Raw genomic sequence first — 14,633 nt, forward strand, 5'->3', positions numbered from 1 at the left:
GCTTTTGCACGAAAAGACCATAAGTCGGGAAATGACGCCGCCGAAACAACGCCCCGCCATCAGCCAGGCCGACTACCAGCGGCTGTCGCAGTTCCGTTATCTGATCCGCCGCTTTCTCGAATTCAGCCAGGTCCAGGCCAACGAGGCGGGCCTCACGCCGCGCCAGCACCAGGCGCTGCTAGCGATCAAAGGATTTCCAGGCGGCGGACCGGTGGCGGTGGGCGACCTTGCCGAGCGGCTGCGCATTCGCCACCACAGCGCGGTGGAACTGGTGAACCGCCTCGCCGAGGCCGGCCTGGTCATACGCGATCAGGACAAGAGCGATCACCGGCGCGTGCTGCTGCAGCTCACCCCTTTGGCCGACGATCGCCTGGCCGACTTGTCGGCCGCGCATCTCGACGAGCTTTCGCGCATCGAGCCGATGCTGCGGCGCCTGCTCTCGCGCCAGGAAGAGTCCTAGGCGCGGTGGCTGATTTCGCTACGCGCGGCGTGAAGCTCAGCCGCCGTCGAGCGATTTCAACAGATTGTCAATCGTGAACGGGTTGGCCTTCGGCTTTGCCGGCGCCGGCGCCGAACCGTCATTGACACCGGGCAGCGACCGATCGGTCTTCGGCTCGGCCGCCTTGCGCTCCGCCTCCAGCTTCTCCTGCTCCGCCTTCTTGCGATCGGCTTCGGCCTGCGCCTTGGCCGCCTCATCCACGGCCCGCTGCTCGGTCTCGGCCTTCGCCTGTGCGTCGGCCTTCGCCTTGGCGTCGGCTTCGGCCTGAGCCCTGGCGTCGGCTTCCGCCTTGGCCCTGGCCTCTTCATCCGCCTTGGCTTTTGCCTCGGCCTCCGCTTGTGCCTGCGCTTCAGCCTCGGCTTTTGCCTTGGCTTCCGCCTCGGCCTTCTGCCGCGCCTCCTCCTCTTGCCGGCGCAGCTCCTCGGCCGCCTTGTCGCGCTCCGTCTGTAGCGCCGCGTAATAGCGCACCTCGCGCCGCAGCCGCTGCTTTTCGAGAAGCGCCGCCTGCATCGCCTCGACCCGCTGCTGCTCCTTCTCCAGCGCGCGCTGCGTCAGGAACTGCGCCAGCGGACCACTGTCGAATTGGGGCGCGGCCCCGAGCGGACCGGCCAGGCTGAAATTGACGGCCGGCTCGGAACCGACCAGTGCCTCCTCGCCGGGACGATAGGTCAGCGTCCCCTTTGCCGTGACGGTGCTTGTGTTGAGATCGGCGGTCACGTCGGCGGACAAGGTCGCGCCGGGATTATCGAGGCTGACCGGCGGCACGCGCAGTGTCCCATTGGCGATGGTGAAGGCCACATCGGTGTCACCAGCGGCGAAGCTGCCTTCGCCTGCGATCTGCGGCGCGAACTCCGCGGTCTTGGCCGTGTCGATATCGCGTCCAATCGCATCGGCCTTGGCGATGATGGCGCCGAAGCCGTCCGGATTGATGCCGTCCACCTTCAATCCCTTCAGCGCCGCGGTGCCAGAACCGGACAGGGCCGCAATCATGGCATCGACCGATTTGCCGCTGGTCGACAAGGCCGCCGAGAGATCGCCGCTGCCGCCGATGCCGGCGCCGGGCAGGACCGCGGAAAGGTCGCTGCCGGCCAGCCTCATCTGGCCGGAGAACAGGCCGGTGCCCTCCGTGTTCTTCAGGTCGAACAGGCCGGTCAGCTCGCCGCCGTAAAGCTTCGCCTTGAGTTCCGAGACGTGGATGCCTTCGCGATCGAGCTTCAGCGAGAATGAAGCGTCATGCGCCGTGGCGAAGGACCCGACGGCGAGCGCCGATGTGTTGAGATCGAGGTCTGCGTTGAACGGCAAGGTCGACTTCTGGCTGAACGGCGTCGTCGGCCAGCCGCCCTTGGCGGCAGCGAAAGACTGGTCGCCGAACAGCGAGACCGTCAGCGGATCGAGGTCGAGCTCGTCGAGCGCCAGCGCCCCGGCAAGATGCGGCAGACCATCCTTGGCGTCGATGTTGACGTCGCCGGACACCGCCGCCTTGTTGATCGAACCGGTGAGGCCGCTCAGCACCAGAAGCCCATTGCCGAAATCGGCATCGGCCGCCAGCGACGTCGACGTCCCCGTTCCCATGCCGGGCAGGCCTACCCCCGTCGTCATCAGCCACGGCTCGATATCGGCGGCACTAAGATTGACCTTGCCTTTTGCAGTGGGGCCTTGCGCCGTCTCGGCGACGGTTCCGTCGAAGCTTGCCCTGAAGTCGTCGGCCGTCAGATTGAAGCTGGTCGCGAGACCGCCGGCGACCGAGCCCTTCGCCGAGACCTCGGTGTTGGCATGGCCGAGCATCCCGAGCGGCAGCGCCGGCAGGCCGTAAAGCGCAAGCAGCGTGGCGGCATTGTCGTTGCGGGCGTTGAAGGTGATCGATACCGGCGCCTCGGAGAGCTTGTCCGCGGTTCCCTTGCCGGAAAGCGAAGCCGAAAAGGCCGAACCGCCGGCCTTGCCTTGGGCCGAGAGCGCCAGGCCCGTGGTGCCGTCGCCATTGTCGGCGGCGCTGGTCAAGAGATCGATGCGCGCGTCCTGGAACAGTTCGGGATAGGCCGCCGCACGGCTGGCCAGGCCTTTGAGCATGGGATTGTCGGGATAATGCTGGGCCGCGACGTCGATCAGCGGCTTGAGATCCACCGCCACCACGGAAGCGTTGAGCTTGCCGGTCGGGCTCTGCGGGAAATCCTTGATCCGGCCCGTGGCGCTGATCGAGGCGCCGGCCAGGCCGCCGATCGAGAGCCGGTCGATCTCGAGCAGGCCCTCGCGCAGCCGCAGCGCCGTGTCGACACTATCGGCGCTGAACCCGCCGGCGCTGACCGGACCCGCCTTGATCTGGAAATCGAGATCGCGATCCGAAAAGCGGTTGGCGCCCTTGTCGCTGATGAAGATCGAGGCGAAGGCCGCGAGCCCGTCCAGATCCATCTCGCCGCCCGTCAGCCGCATCAGCACCGATGGCCTGGCGCCGTCCGGCTGGCTGGAATCGATGCTGCCTGAAAATTTCGCCTTGCCGAGGATGAGTTCGAGATCGCTGAACGACTGCCGGTTCTCGCTGAGATCGACCTTGGCCTTGAAGCCTGCCGCCGGCAGCCGGCGGATCGCCTCGTCGACATCCTTCGACAGCCAGGCGGCAAAGCCGGAAGGCTGTCCGACGGCCAGCAGCAACGAGCCGGTGAAGCCGAAATGATCTTCGACGCTCAACATGCCGTCGGCTTCGAGCGTTGTGCGGCCCGGTAGCGTCGCGGCAAGCGACTTGACCGACCAGCCCCCTTCGGCCGGCTCGGCCGACAGCCGCACGTCGCGCACCGTCGTGTCGCCCGCCACCACAGCCGGCAGCCTGACCTCGACCTTGCCCGGTATGGTCGGCTTCGGCATGTGCTGCAGCGTCCGCTCGAACGCCGCAATGCGCTGGTCGAGCGTGAAGCCGGCGCCGGTGGCCCCGCCGACGGCCTCGTCGAACTGCACCTGCGCCCCGCTGGCCTCGACCGAGAAATGGGGCTTCAGGCCGAGATCGACCGATGCCTTGCCGTCGGCGGTATAGGGATTGTCGAGCGGCCCGGTCTCGAAGCGGAACTCATCGACATCGAGCTTCTGGTGGTCGAGCGCGAACTTGCCGTTCAGCCGGAAGCCCGGGTCGGGTTTGCCGGTGCTGACCTTGACCGGCTCGCCCTCGTTGCCGCGCAGCTCGGCCGAATTTCTGTCGTCGCCCGAAATCTTGAACTGGCCGGAATAGCCCGCGGCGCCCTTGACGATGCCGGCATTGCCGTCTGCTTCGATGATCAGCGGATAGGCATCGGGATCCGCTTTCAGCCGGAGCCGCATCTGGCCGTCCGGCTCCACCTTGCCGGTGGAAGCCGAGACGTCGGCCCGCAGGCCGTCGAAGCGCAGCGTTCCGTCCATCCGCCACGGGCCGGTGAGCGCCTTGGCCGAAATCGTCGAGTTGATCTCCGAGATCAGGTGGCTGCGCCCGCCGGCGGCATGGCGCAGTTCGATTTGCCCTTCGCTCACCGACAGCTTCTCGATCGCGATCTGGCCCGGATCGAAGGGAGCCGAGGGCCGGAGCGTCCAGTCGACGGTGCCGTCACCGGCGATATTGATGACGGCTTTCGGGTGCACCAGCCGCATGTCGAAGATCAGCACCTCGCCGCGCAGGAACGGCGCGAGCTCCGCATCCATGGAGAAGGTCTCGACCGTCATCGCCGGCTGGCCTTCCGGCCCGCCCGCGACCTCGACATTCGAGAAGGTCACCGACGGAAACGGCAACAGCCGCGCTGTCGCGTCGCCCTTCACCGTCACCTTGCGGCCGAGGACGGCGCTCGCCTCGCGCTCGAAATCGCCCCGGTAACCCGTCCAGTCGATGAAATACGGCACCACCAGCGCCGCGCACAGCACCAGCACGAACAGGCCACCGAAGATCACGAACAGGCGGGCGAGCATCTGTTTCCCGGGTTGAAAGTCAGCCGCACTCTACCCGCATCCGCGTGTCGATAAAGAGGCAATTCAACGCGCGGCAACGGCCAACGTCTCCAGTTGCGTGAAGGCTCGCGCTCGCGATATCTCTTTTGCAAATCCCCTGCCCTTCCGGTCACGATCGTGACCACCCAAAATCCGAACCCAACACGGAGCGTTCCCGATGTCAGGCAAGAACTGGGACAGAGTGCCGATCGACGCGCAGAGCGTCGACGCTCCGCTGTCGACGGCTGCGATTTTCCTTGTTGTGACCGTCGGCAGCGACGAGGCCGCGCTTTCGAATGTCGCTTCGGTGCTGGGCGAGCTCGACGATCTCGTCAAGAACGTCGGCTTCCGCGACTTGTCGGGCCGCCTGTCCTGCATCGCCGGCATCGGCGCCGCGCTCTGGAACCGTCTGTCGCCCGGCCGCCGGCCGCGCGAGCTGAAACCCTTCGCGCCGATCGAGGGCTCGGCGCATTCGGCGCCCTCGACGCCGGGCGATCTCCTGTTCCACATCCGCGCCGAGCGGCCCGACATGTGCTTCGAGCTCGAGCGCATCCTGCTGGATCGCCTGGCCGGCAGCGTGACCGTCGCCGACGAGGTGTCCGGCTTCCGCTATTTCGACGCGCGCGACCTCCTGGGCTTTGTCGACGGCACCGCAAATCCGACCGGCCTCGACCTGCCCGCCTCTGCTTTGATCGGCGACGAGGACGGCGACTTTGCCGGCGGCAGCTACGTCGTCGTACAGAAATACCTGCACAACATGGCAGCCTGGAAAGAGACGCCGACGCATGTCCAGGAAGAGATCATCGGCCGCACCAAGATCGACAACATCGAGATCGATGACGACGACAAGCCGCGTAAATCGCACAAGTCGCTGGCCACCATCGAGGACGACGCCGGCAATGAATACGACATCCTGCGCGACAACATGCCGTTCGGCCGCCCGGGTCAGAATGAGTTCGGCACCTATTTCATCGGCTACACCCGCTATCTCTGGGTGATCGAGAAGATGCTGCAGCGCATGTATATTGGCGAGCCGCCCGGCGCCTATGACCGGCTGCTCGATTTCTCGACCCCGCATACAGGTACGACCTTCTTCGCGCCGACGCGGCCGATGCTGCAGAAGCTGGCCGAAGGCGTGGGAGGATAGCCGCCGGCCGGCGGATCAGCCCGCTGCCGGCAGGATCTTGCCCGGGTTCATGATGTTGAGCGGATCGAGCGCCTGCTTGATCGTGCGCATGACATCGACACCATGGCCGAGCTCGTGGCGCAGGAAGCCGACCTTGCCCTGGCCGATGCCGTGCTCGCCGGTGCAGGTGCCTTCCATAGCGATGGCGCGCATGTTGAGCCGGGCGACGAATTTCTCGGCGAGCGCGATCTCTCCAGGGTTGTCGACATCCATCAGCACCAGCACATGGAAATTGCCGTCGCCGGCATGGCCGACGATCGGCGCGACAAGCCCCATCTCGGCAATGTCGGCTTCGGTCTCCGTGACGCATTCGGCAAGCCGCGAGATCGGCACGCAGACGTCGGTCGACAGTCCCTTGGCGCCGGGGCGCAGCGTCAGTGACGACCAATAGGCGTCGTGCCGCGCGTTCCAGAGCTTTGTCCGCTCTTCCGCGACGCTGGTCCATAGGAACGGCCCGCCACCCTGCTCCTCGGCGATCATGCCGAACATCTCGGCCTGCTCGGCGACGCCCGCGTCGCTGCCGTGGAACTCGACGAACAGGCACGGACTCTCCGGATAGTCGAGCTTGGAATAGTTCTTCATCGCCCGCATCTGCAGCGCGTTCACCAATTCGATGCGCGCCACCGGGATGCCCATCTGGATGGTCGCGATCACCGTGTTGCAGGCGGCCTCGAGGCTCGGAAACGGGCAGACGCCGCCGGAGATCGCCTGCGGAATGCCCTGCAGCCTCAGCGTCAGCGAGGTGATGACGCCGAGCGTGCCTTCGGAGCCGACCAAAAGCCGCGTCAGGTCGTAGCCGGCCGAGCTTTTCTTTGCTCGCTTGCCTGTCGTCACCGTCTCGCCGTCGGCCATGACGGCGGTCAGCGACAGCACGTTTTCGCGCATTGTGCCGTAGCGCACCGCGTTGGTGCCGGACGCCCTGGTCGCCGCCATGCCGCCCAGCGACGCATTGGCGCCAGGATCGATCGGGAAGAACAGACCGGTGTCGCGCAGGTGCCGGTTGAGGTCCTCGCGCGTCACGCCGGGCTCGACCGTGCAGTCAAGGTCCTGCGGGTTGACGGCGAGGATCCGGTTCATGCGCGACGTGTCGATGGAAATGCCGCCGCCCGGCGCATTGGTGTGGCCCTCGAGCGAGGAGCCGATGCCGAAGGCGATGACAGGCACGCGGTGTGCGGCGCAGGCGCGCACGATCTCCTGCACGTCCGCGCTCGTCTCGACGAACGCGACGCCGTCCGGCGCCTGGGTCGGAATGTAGGTGGTGGTGTGCGCGTGCTGACCGCGTATCGCGTCGCCGGTCTGGAAGCGCTCGCCGAAGCGCTGCTTGAGAATGCCGAGCACCGCGGCGATGCCTTCCTCATTACGTTCGACGGGGTTGAGGTCGCTCAAAGCCATGAATTCCTCCGCGAATGGACCAGCAGCCACGCTTGTAGTGCAGCTATGAATGATGCCTAAAGCAATCCTAGGAAAAGTGCCAAGCGATTAGCTCGGCGACTTCACCGTAGCCGTCCGTCCGCCCTGTGCAGCGACCATCGAGGAAACCAAAATGACGATCCCCGCACCGATCATTTCCGGCCCAATGGCCATCGAGAAGGAATGGATCGACTATAACGGCCATCTCAACATGGCCTATTATAACGTGCTGTTCGACCGCTGCTCGGACCAGGCGTTCGAACTGATGGGCATGGGGCCGAACTACGCCAAGGAGCGACGCCTTACCATCTACACGGCCGAAGTTCACGTCTGCTACGTGCAGGAGTTGCACCTCGACCACAAGGTCAACGTCTCGTTCCAGCTGATCGATGATGACGAGAAGCGGCTGCGTGCCTATCAGGAAATCCGCCACGCCGACGGCTGGCTGGCGGCGACGTCCGAATCGCTATCGCTGCATGTCGACATGGAAGGACCAAAGGTCGCTCCCTTCCCCGCCGACGTGATGGCCCAGGTCGAGGCCATGCGCACCGCCCATGCCGGACTGCCGATGCCGGAACGCGCCGGCCGCTCGATCGGCATCAAGCGCAAGGGCGCTTGAAAACTCGGACGCCCGCGTTAACCTTACCAAGGCTTTAACGTGAACAAGTCGGTTGAGTCCGTTGAACGACTCACTGGCGCGTTCGAAAACCGCCGTACCGGGTTTGCGCGGGGGCGGCTGGCGGAATGCGGTGCGAGGACAGTGCATGAAAACCGACATCAAGGTCGAAGTGGAACGGTTGGCGGCCGATCCACGCATCACCGACTATGATTTCTGGCGATCGCTGAAGAACGTCAACAATGAGATCTTCCACATCGCCAACAACAACGAACCCATCCCGTTCGACATGATCCGCTGGCGCATGATTCTGAAGCAGGCGCGCATGAAGCGCGGCCACGCTTGATCCATCGTCGCTGCCTCATCCTCCCTGACCAGCCATAGCTGCCGAGTCATAACCGCCGAATCATGGCTGCTTGAACCCGCCCAGCGGCGAGCGCGGCTTGACCGGTGACGACTGGATGATAGCGGTGTTGGTCATCGCATAGGGAATAATTCGGTCGATCACCCGCTCGAGCTCGCTGACCGAGCCGACATGGGCGAGCGCGATGAAGCAGTCCTCGCCGGTTACCCGATCGCATTGCGCGATTTCCGGCAGCTCGCGGATGATGTCCGCCACAACGGAAAGCTGTCCCGGCACCGGCCGGATTCTGAGCCATGCCGACAGCTTCATGCCGAGAGCGGCGGGATTGATCCTGACCGTATAGGCTTCGATCACGCCGTTATCCTGCAGCTTGCGGATGCGCTCCGCCACGCTCGGCGCCGACAGCCCGACAGCGCGCGCGAGCTCCGCTGTGCTGATGCGCGCATCCTTTTCCAGGAACCGCAGGAGCTTCAGATCGATCGAATCCAGATTGGCATTTTCACTTCGAAGGTTTTTCAAGCCAAATCTCTTCCATCAGAAAGCAAACCGTCAATCAAGCCATTCATCACACATGTAATCCGCGAGTTTCGCCTGCGATAATGCTCGCATGAAAACGCGAACGCAAATTCCAGCTGCAAACCGGGCCGCCGCCGATGCGCACCCCGCCCTCGCCGGCCCCACCATGCTTGCTGGAATGGCCAACGCGTTGCCGCCGCATGTTTGGTTCTGGGTCAGCGCCGTGTTCCATTATCTCGGGCCGGCTTTCGCCGTGCTGCTTTTCGCTCAGGTCGGCGTGCTCGGCATGGCCGGGCTACGCATCGCCACCGCCGCTCTCATCTTCGCCCCATTGACCAGGCCTTGGCGCGTTTTCGCCGGCGCCGATCGCGCTCAACGACTTCTGCTGCTCGCATTCGGCATCTGCCTGGCGGTGATGAACTGCTCGTTCTATCTGGCGCTCGATCGGTTGCCGATCTCGCTGGTGGCGGCGATCGAATTCGTCGGCACGATCGCGGTCGCGCTGGTTGGCCTGCGCAGCCGGCGTAACTTTGCCGCGCTCGCCATTGCCGTTGTCGGCACCTTGCTGCTCATCGACGTGAAATGGTCCAGCGATCCGGTCGGCTTGTTCTGGGCCTTTTTGAACGGCGCCCTCTTCGTCGGCTACATCGTGATCGGTCACCGCGTCGCCCAGGCAGGCATCGGCATCGGTGGCCTCGGCGCCGCTATGGCGGTCGCTTTCCTCACCGTGTTGCCCATTGGCTTTCGCGAGGCGCTGCCCGCCTTCGCGTCGCCGCAGCTGCTCGGCGCCGCGATCGGCGTCGGCATCTGCTCTTCGGTCATCCCCTACATCTGCGACCAGCTCGCCATGGCGAGGTTGCCGCGCTCGAGCTTCGCGCTGATGCTCTCGCTCCTGCCGCTAACCGCAACGCTGATCGGCGTCATCGTGCTGCGCCAGGTACCGAGCGTCACCGACTGCATCGGCGTTGCGCTGGTCATCGCCGGCGTCGCCTTCCACAAGCCGGTGCAGGAATGATCTGCCGACGGCTGTGGTGGGGCCGTTTGCAGGCCGGGCTCACCTGAATATCAATACGCCTTAGGCCAGTTTCTCCTTCAGGAAAGCAATTGTCCGGCCCCAGGCGAGATCGGCGGCTTTCTTGTCATAGCGCGCGGCCGAGGTGTCGTTGTTGAAGGCGTGGTTGGCACCCTCATAGACATAGACCTTGTATTCGACATGGGCGGCGTCGAGCGCCTTCTTGTAGGCATCGATGCCGGCGTTGGTGCGTTCGTCCAGCCCGGCATAGTGGAGCAGCAGCGGCGCCCTGATTTTTTGAGCGTCCTCGGCCTTGGGCTGCATGCCGTAATAGGCGACACCGGCGCTGAGGTCGGGCCCATGGACGGCGAGTTGGTTCACCGCGCCGCCGCCCCAGCAGAAGCCGACCGCCCCGACCTTGCCGTTGCCGTCCTTGAGGCCCTTGAGATAGGCGATCGTCGCCACGCCGTCGGCGGCGACTCTGGCCACGTCGAGCTTGGTGAACATGTCGCGCGCCTTGTCCTCGTCGGAGGGCGTTCCGCCAAGCGGCGACAGGAAGTCCGGCGCTAACGCGATGAACCCCTCCAGCGCCACGCGCCGGGTGACATCGCGGATATGCGGGTTCAGCCCCCTGTTCTCGTGGATGACGATGACGCAGCCGAGCTTGCCTGACTGGTTCGCGGGCTTGACCAGATAGCCCTTCATCTCGCCGCTTGAGCCGGGATAGGTGATGTCCTCGCCCTTAACGCGGCTGTCGTCTTCGGCGACGATCGCCGCTTGAGCGGAATTGGCCGCCAGCATCGGCGCGATCGCGGCCGCCGCGGCACCCGAGCCCGCCAGCTTCGTCAACTGCTCCATGAAGCGGCGGCGGTCGAGCGTCAGATGCGTGTATTCGTCATAGGCATCGATCATCGCCTGCGTGATGACAGGCTGCGTGACGACGGGCTTGGCAACGGGGCTGGTCATGATTTCCTCGACGGTTGGCGGTGGACCGCAAGATAGGGTCGAGTATCGCATGGTCCAGTCACGCCCGGTGACGACCCATATGGGCGGAACCCTGATGAGCCAACCCGCCGTCGCGCCGACAAGCCAGCGCGATTCATCACATTTTGGTCATTTCCGAAAGGCTTGATGGTGCTGTCACATTAGGACGTGAAGTTGCCTGAGCGCCCTACCGAAACGAATGACGAAAAGGGGAATGCCATGAACATCCAGGATATCATCAACACCGTTTCCTCGAAGGCCGGCCTCGACGAGCCGACCACCGAGAAGGTTGTCGGCACCATTTTTTCCGTGCTCGAGCATGAGGCTGAAGGCACCAGCATTTCGTCCTTCTTCGACCAGATCCCCGGCGCCGGTGAGTTGGCCCAGAAATATGACGTGATGGCCGCCGGTGCGACGGCCAATTCGGGCGGCGGACTTCTGTCGTCGCTGCAGGGCGCGCTGGGCGGCGTGCTCGGCGAAAAGGCCGGCGCGCTGATCAACGGCATCGCCGCGCTCAAGGCGTCCGGCCTCGACATGGCGCAAATCCGTCAGGCCGGCGAGACCTTGATCAAGCAGGCCGAGGTTGCCGCCGGCCCTGATCTGACCAACCAGGTGCTGGACCAGGTGCCCAGCTTGCGGGGTCATCTCGGGCTTTGAAGCATTCCGAACCGCTCTTGAGCGGCTCGGCCTTTCGACGGCAAAGCTGATCCGCTTTTGACGACCGAAGGCCTCCCAATGGCGAAGCCGCTTAGTCCACCTTATGGGGAACAAGATAGTTCGTAGTTTTTGTGCCTCGGGTGACTGTTAGGGCGGAATATCCAGGCGGCGGCGAATCGGTAACCGTGGCGTCAACCTCCCTGCATCGGCCAATAACTTCGCCGACAGGGGACTTAGCCAAACGATCCGCCAAGGCCGCTCTGCATTCATCGGCGGAGTAGATTTGAGGCGCGATTTCGAGCGGCCGACAAGCCCACCCGGGACTGCACGAAAGCAAAACCATTATCGCTGACGCCTCTGGTCCCATTTCGAATTTTCCTTAACGCTCATCCGACGTGACAAAGGACAGTGCGATTAGGTCATCAACGTCGATGCCGCCGCGACCATTGTCCAAAATGTCGGCGAGAGCTCCCGACCTACGCCGACTGGCAGTGCCTTTGGAAAGGGCCAGCTTAGCCGAGTAGCCAAGGCGCAATTTGGTCTTGCAGTCATCGTACCTGAAGATGCTTACCGCCTTGAACCATGAACCGGTTTTGATGGATCGGCGAGTGGCAGTTACGGCACTCGTAACGGATGCTGACGTCCCGCAACTCATTGGAAATCGACACCGTCCACCTCCTGCCCGCCCCTAACGGATGCCCGCCATCCTGGGGGTGACGGGCATCCATAAACTGGCGATGAAGGGACTCATGTCCGCCAGTCGGGGACACAATGAGATAGTGGGCTATATGTTTCGTCCTTGGGACCAATGCTTGTGATGTGCGACTTCAGTCGGAACCGATAGCCCGACTGGGGACTTGCGCCAGGAACGAACCAACCGACCCTCCGTTGACCCACTGCCGGAAGCTCCCGCTACAGCGGTTGAGCACAAAGCAGAGGCTCCAGCGCTGGCGGGTTACGCGCTGGAGCCGTCTTAAAAGGTTGGAGCGAGAAAATGAAAGACTATCGGAACAGTGTCCTGGAGGCTCGTTGGCTTCTCGCCGTACCCGCGTCGCTTCTCCTGACCGTCCTGCTGGCCGGCTTCTTGCTTTCGTAGCAGGCCGGCCTCGCCTTGTCCTATTTCGGCAGCGTGTAGGCCATCACGTAATCGCCTGGCTTGGTGCCGACCGAGCCGTGGCCGCCGGCGACGATGACGACGAACTGGCGGCCGTCGGCCACCGTATAGGTCATCGGCGTCGACTGGCCGCCCGCCGGCAGCCTCGCCCGCCACAGCTGCCTGCCGGTGGTGAGGTCGTAGGCGCGCAGATAGTCGTCCACCGCGGCGCCTAGGAAAGCGACGCCGCCCGCCGTGATCATCGGCCCGCCGATGCCGGGAACGCCGACCTTGAGCGGCAAAGGCAGCGGCGTCATGTCGTAGACAGTGCCGTTGCGGTGCTTGTAGGCGATGTTTCCCGTCTTGAGGTCGACGCCGGCGACATATCCCCAGGGCGGCGCCTGGCAGGGAATGCCGAGCGGCGACAGGAACGGTCCCATCACCACCGCGTAAGGCGCGCCTTCATTGCGGTTCAGCCCCTGCTCGCTGCCCTTGGTATCGCCCGGCGGCGGCACGTCCGCGCGCGGGATGAGCTTCGAGGTGAAGGCGAGGTAGGTCGGCATGCCGAACATCACCTGCCGCACCGGATCGACCGCGACGCCGCCCCAGTTGAAGACGCCGAAATTGCCGGGATAAATCAGCGAGCCCTGCAGCGAGGGCGGTGTGTAGCGTCCCTCATAGCGCAGCTTCTTCAATTCGATCCGGCACGCCAGCTGGTCGAACATGGTGATGCCCCACATGTCGGCGCCGGTCAGCGGCTTGGGATTGAAGGACAGGTCCGAGGCCGGCTGCGTCGGCGAGGCATGATCGCCCTCGATCGCGCCGCCGGGCGCCGGCACGTCTTTCACCGGAATGATCGGCTCGCCGGTGCGCCGGTCGAGCACGTAGAGATCGCCCTGCTTGGTCGGCCCGACCAGCGCCGGCACGACGCCGTTCCCGGTGGTGATGTCGACCAGCGACGGCTGCGCCGGCACGTCCATGTCCCACAGATCGTGATGCACGGTCTGCCGGACCCAGCGCAATTGCCCGGTGTTGAGATCGAGCGCGGTGATCGAGGAGGAGAATTTCTCGACATTGGCGCTGCGGCCCATGCCGAGCTGGTCCGGCGTCTGGTTGCCGAGCGGAACGTAGAGCAGTCCCAGCTTCTCGTCGGCGCTCGCCGTCGACCACATGTTGGGCGAGTTGTGGGTGTAGGTTTGCCCGGCGGGCAGCGGCGTCGTCACGTCCGGATTGCCGGAATCCCAATTCCATAGGAGCGCGCCGGTGCCGGCGTCGAAGGCGCGGATGACGCCGGACGGTTCCTCGGTCGAATAATTGTCGTTGACCGCGCCGCCGACGATGATCTTGCCGGCGACGATCAGTGGCGCCGACGTCGAATAGTAATAGCCCGACTTCGGATAGGGCATGTTGGCCATCAGGTTCAGCGTGCCGGCCTCGGCGAAGGACGGACACACCTGCCCGTTCGCGGCATCGAGCGCGATCAGCCGGGCGTCGGAGGTCGGCAGATAGATGCGCGCGGCGCAAGGCTGGCCGGCGGCGATCTTGGCGTCGGCATAATAGGACACGCCCCGGCAGGTCTGGTGCTGGCGGTTGGGGTCGAGCTTGATCTTCGGATCGTAGCGCCACTTCTCCTTGCCGCTCGCGGCATCGATGGCGATGGCGAAATTATGCGGGGTGCAAATGAACAGCGCATCGCCGATCTTCAGCGGCGTCACCTGATAGGTCGTCTCGCCGATATCGTCGGGGCCTTTCAGGTCGCCGGTGCGATAGGTCCAGGCAGGCTGCAGCTTGGCGACGTTGTCCGGCGTGATCTGGTCGAGCGGCGAATAGCGCTGACCGAAAGGCGTGCGGCCGTAGAACTGCCACTCGCCGGCCGGGATGTCGCCGCCGAGATTGGCGGCCGTCGCCGCCTTTTCGGTGCCCAGCGTGCCGCCGATATCCATGGGATCGGCGGTCATCGAATAACCGGCGACCGCGAGCGAGGCGAGCACGGCCAGGATCAGCGGCGCGCGTCCGTCCGGCCCCCGCAGCCCCCGCCTTGCCCACGGCGTCAAAAGCCACAGGGCAATGAGCACGATGACGCCGCCGCGCGGACCGAGCTGCCACCAGTCGAAGCCGATTTCCCACACCGCCCAGCATAAAGTGGCAAGCACGAACAGCGCGTAGAGCCAGAGCGAGGTCGACCTGCGCCTGAACAGCAGCCAGGCGGTGATCAGGAAGACCAGGCCGGCGATCAGGTAGTACCAACTGCCGCCCAGTGCGATGAGCCAGACGCCGCCGCCGCCGAGAATGAGACCGATGAGGAAGAGGACGAGGGAGGTGATGGTGACAGCCAAGACGGTGCTCCTTCGACTGTTGCG

At 64.6% G+C, this 14,633-nt stretch carries 11 protein-coding genes; 6 read left to right on the forward strand and 5 right to left on the reverse strand.

Going from position 1 to position 14,633, the window contains the following annotated elements:
* Nucleotides 1-31 precede the first annotated feature (31 nt).
* Nucleotides 32-460 (forward strand): MarR family winged helix-turn-helix transcriptional regulator, encoded by a 429-nt coding sequence (locus LB529_RS11475; protein ID WP_224549771.1) that lies wholly within the window; start codon nucleotides 32-34, stop codon nucleotides 458-460.
* 36 nt (nucleotides 461-496) lie between these two features.
* Here LB529_RS11475 and LB529_RS11480 read toward each other — a convergent pair whose 3' ends face one another.
* Nucleotides 497-4,417 carry an AsmA-like C-terminal region-containing protein gene (locus LB529_RS11480; protein ID WP_224711131.1) on the reverse strand — a complete coding sequence of 1,307 codons (3,921 nt, stop codon included), beginning with the start codon at nucleotides 4,415-4,417 and terminating at the stop codon, nucleotides 497-499.
* Between the two features lie 196 nt (nucleotides 4,418-4,613).
* Here LB529_RS11480 and LB529_RS11485 point away from each other — a divergent pair, with 196 nt between their 5' ends.
* Nucleotides 4,614-5,582, forward strand: a complete 969-nt coding sequence (locus tag LB529_RS11485) for a Dyp-type peroxidase (protein WP_224711132.1) — start codon at nucleotides 4,614-4,616, stop codon at nucleotides 5,580-5,582.
* Nucleotides 5,583-5,597: 15 nt separating this feature from the next.
* Here the strand turns inward: LB529_RS11485 and LB529_RS11490 are convergent, their stop codons facing one another.
* The gene (locus tag LB529_RS11490) at nucleotides 5,598-7,013 is read right to left on the reverse strand and encodes an FAD-binding oxidoreductase (protein WP_224711133.1); all 1,416 of its coding nucleotides are present in this window, start codon (nucleotides 7,011-7,013) and stop codon (nucleotides 5,598-5,600) included.
* A gap of 151 nt (nucleotides 7,014-7,164) precedes the next feature.
* Between LB529_RS11490 and LB529_RS11495 the strand changes: the two genes are divergently transcribed.
* Nucleotides 7,165-7,650, forward strand: coding sequence for a thioesterase family protein (locus LB529_RS11495; RefSeq protein ID WP_224711134.1), 486 nt, complete (start codon nucleotides 7,165-7,167; stop codon nucleotides 7,648-7,650).
* Nucleotides 7,651-7,795: 145 nt separating this feature from the next.
* Nucleotides 7,796-7,993: a hypothetical protein gene (locus LB529_RS11500; RefSeq protein WP_140839787.1), complete on the forward strand. Its 198-nt coding sequence runs from the start codon at nucleotides 7,796-7,798 to the stop codon at nucleotides 7,991-7,993.
* A 60-nt stretch (nucleotides 7,994-8,053) separates the two neighbouring features.
* Here LB529_RS11500 and LB529_RS11505 read toward each other — a convergent pair whose 3' ends face one another.
* Entirely contained in the window at nucleotides 8,054-8,530 is a 477-nt protein-coding gene (locus tag LB529_RS11505) for an Lrp/AsnC family transcriptional regulator (protein WP_224711135.1), read from the reverse strand.
* An 88-nt stretch (nucleotides 8,531-8,618) separates the two neighbouring features.
* On the opposite strand from LB529_RS11505, the gene LB529_RS11510 reads away from it, so the two are divergent.
* Nucleotides 8,619-9,542: an EamA family transporter gene (locus LB529_RS11510; RefSeq protein ID WP_411962481.1), complete on the forward strand. Its 924-nt coding sequence runs from the start codon at nucleotides 8,619-8,621 to the stop codon at nucleotides 9,540-9,542.
* Between the two features lie 60 nt (nucleotides 9,543-9,602).
* Here the strand turns inward: LB529_RS11510 and LB529_RS11515 are convergent, their stop codons facing one another.
* Nucleotides 9,603-10,505, reverse strand: a complete 903-nt coding sequence (locus tag LB529_RS11515) for a dienelactone hydrolase family protein (protein ID WP_224522834.1) — start codon at nucleotides 10,503-10,505, stop codon at nucleotides 9,603-9,605.
* 237 nt (nucleotides 10,506-10,742) lie between these two features.
* Here LB529_RS11515 and LB529_RS11520 point away from each other — a divergent pair, with 237 nt between their 5' ends.
* Nucleotides 10,743-11,180, forward strand: a complete 438-nt coding sequence (locus LB529_RS11520) for a hypothetical protein (RefSeq protein WP_140839779.1) — start codon at nucleotides 10,743-10,745, stop codon at nucleotides 11,178-11,180.
* Between the two features lie 1,116 nt (nucleotides 11,181-12,296).
* Here LB529_RS11520 and LB529_RS11525 read toward each other — a convergent pair.
* Nucleotides 12,297-14,609, reverse strand: a complete 2,313-nt coding sequence (locus LB529_RS11525) for a glucose/quinate/shikimate family membrane-bound PQQ-dependent dehydrogenase (RefSeq protein ID WP_224711136.1) — start codon at nucleotides 14,607-14,609, stop codon at nucleotides 12,297-12,299.
* Between the last annotated feature and the right edge of the window lie 24 nt (nucleotides 14,610-14,633).

It is taken from the genome of Mesorhizobium sp. CA5 (genome assembly GCF_020165105.1).
In the GTDB taxonomy this organism is placed as follows: Bacteria; Pseudomonadota; Alphaproteobacteria; order Rhizobiales; family Rhizobiaceae; genus Mesorhizobium.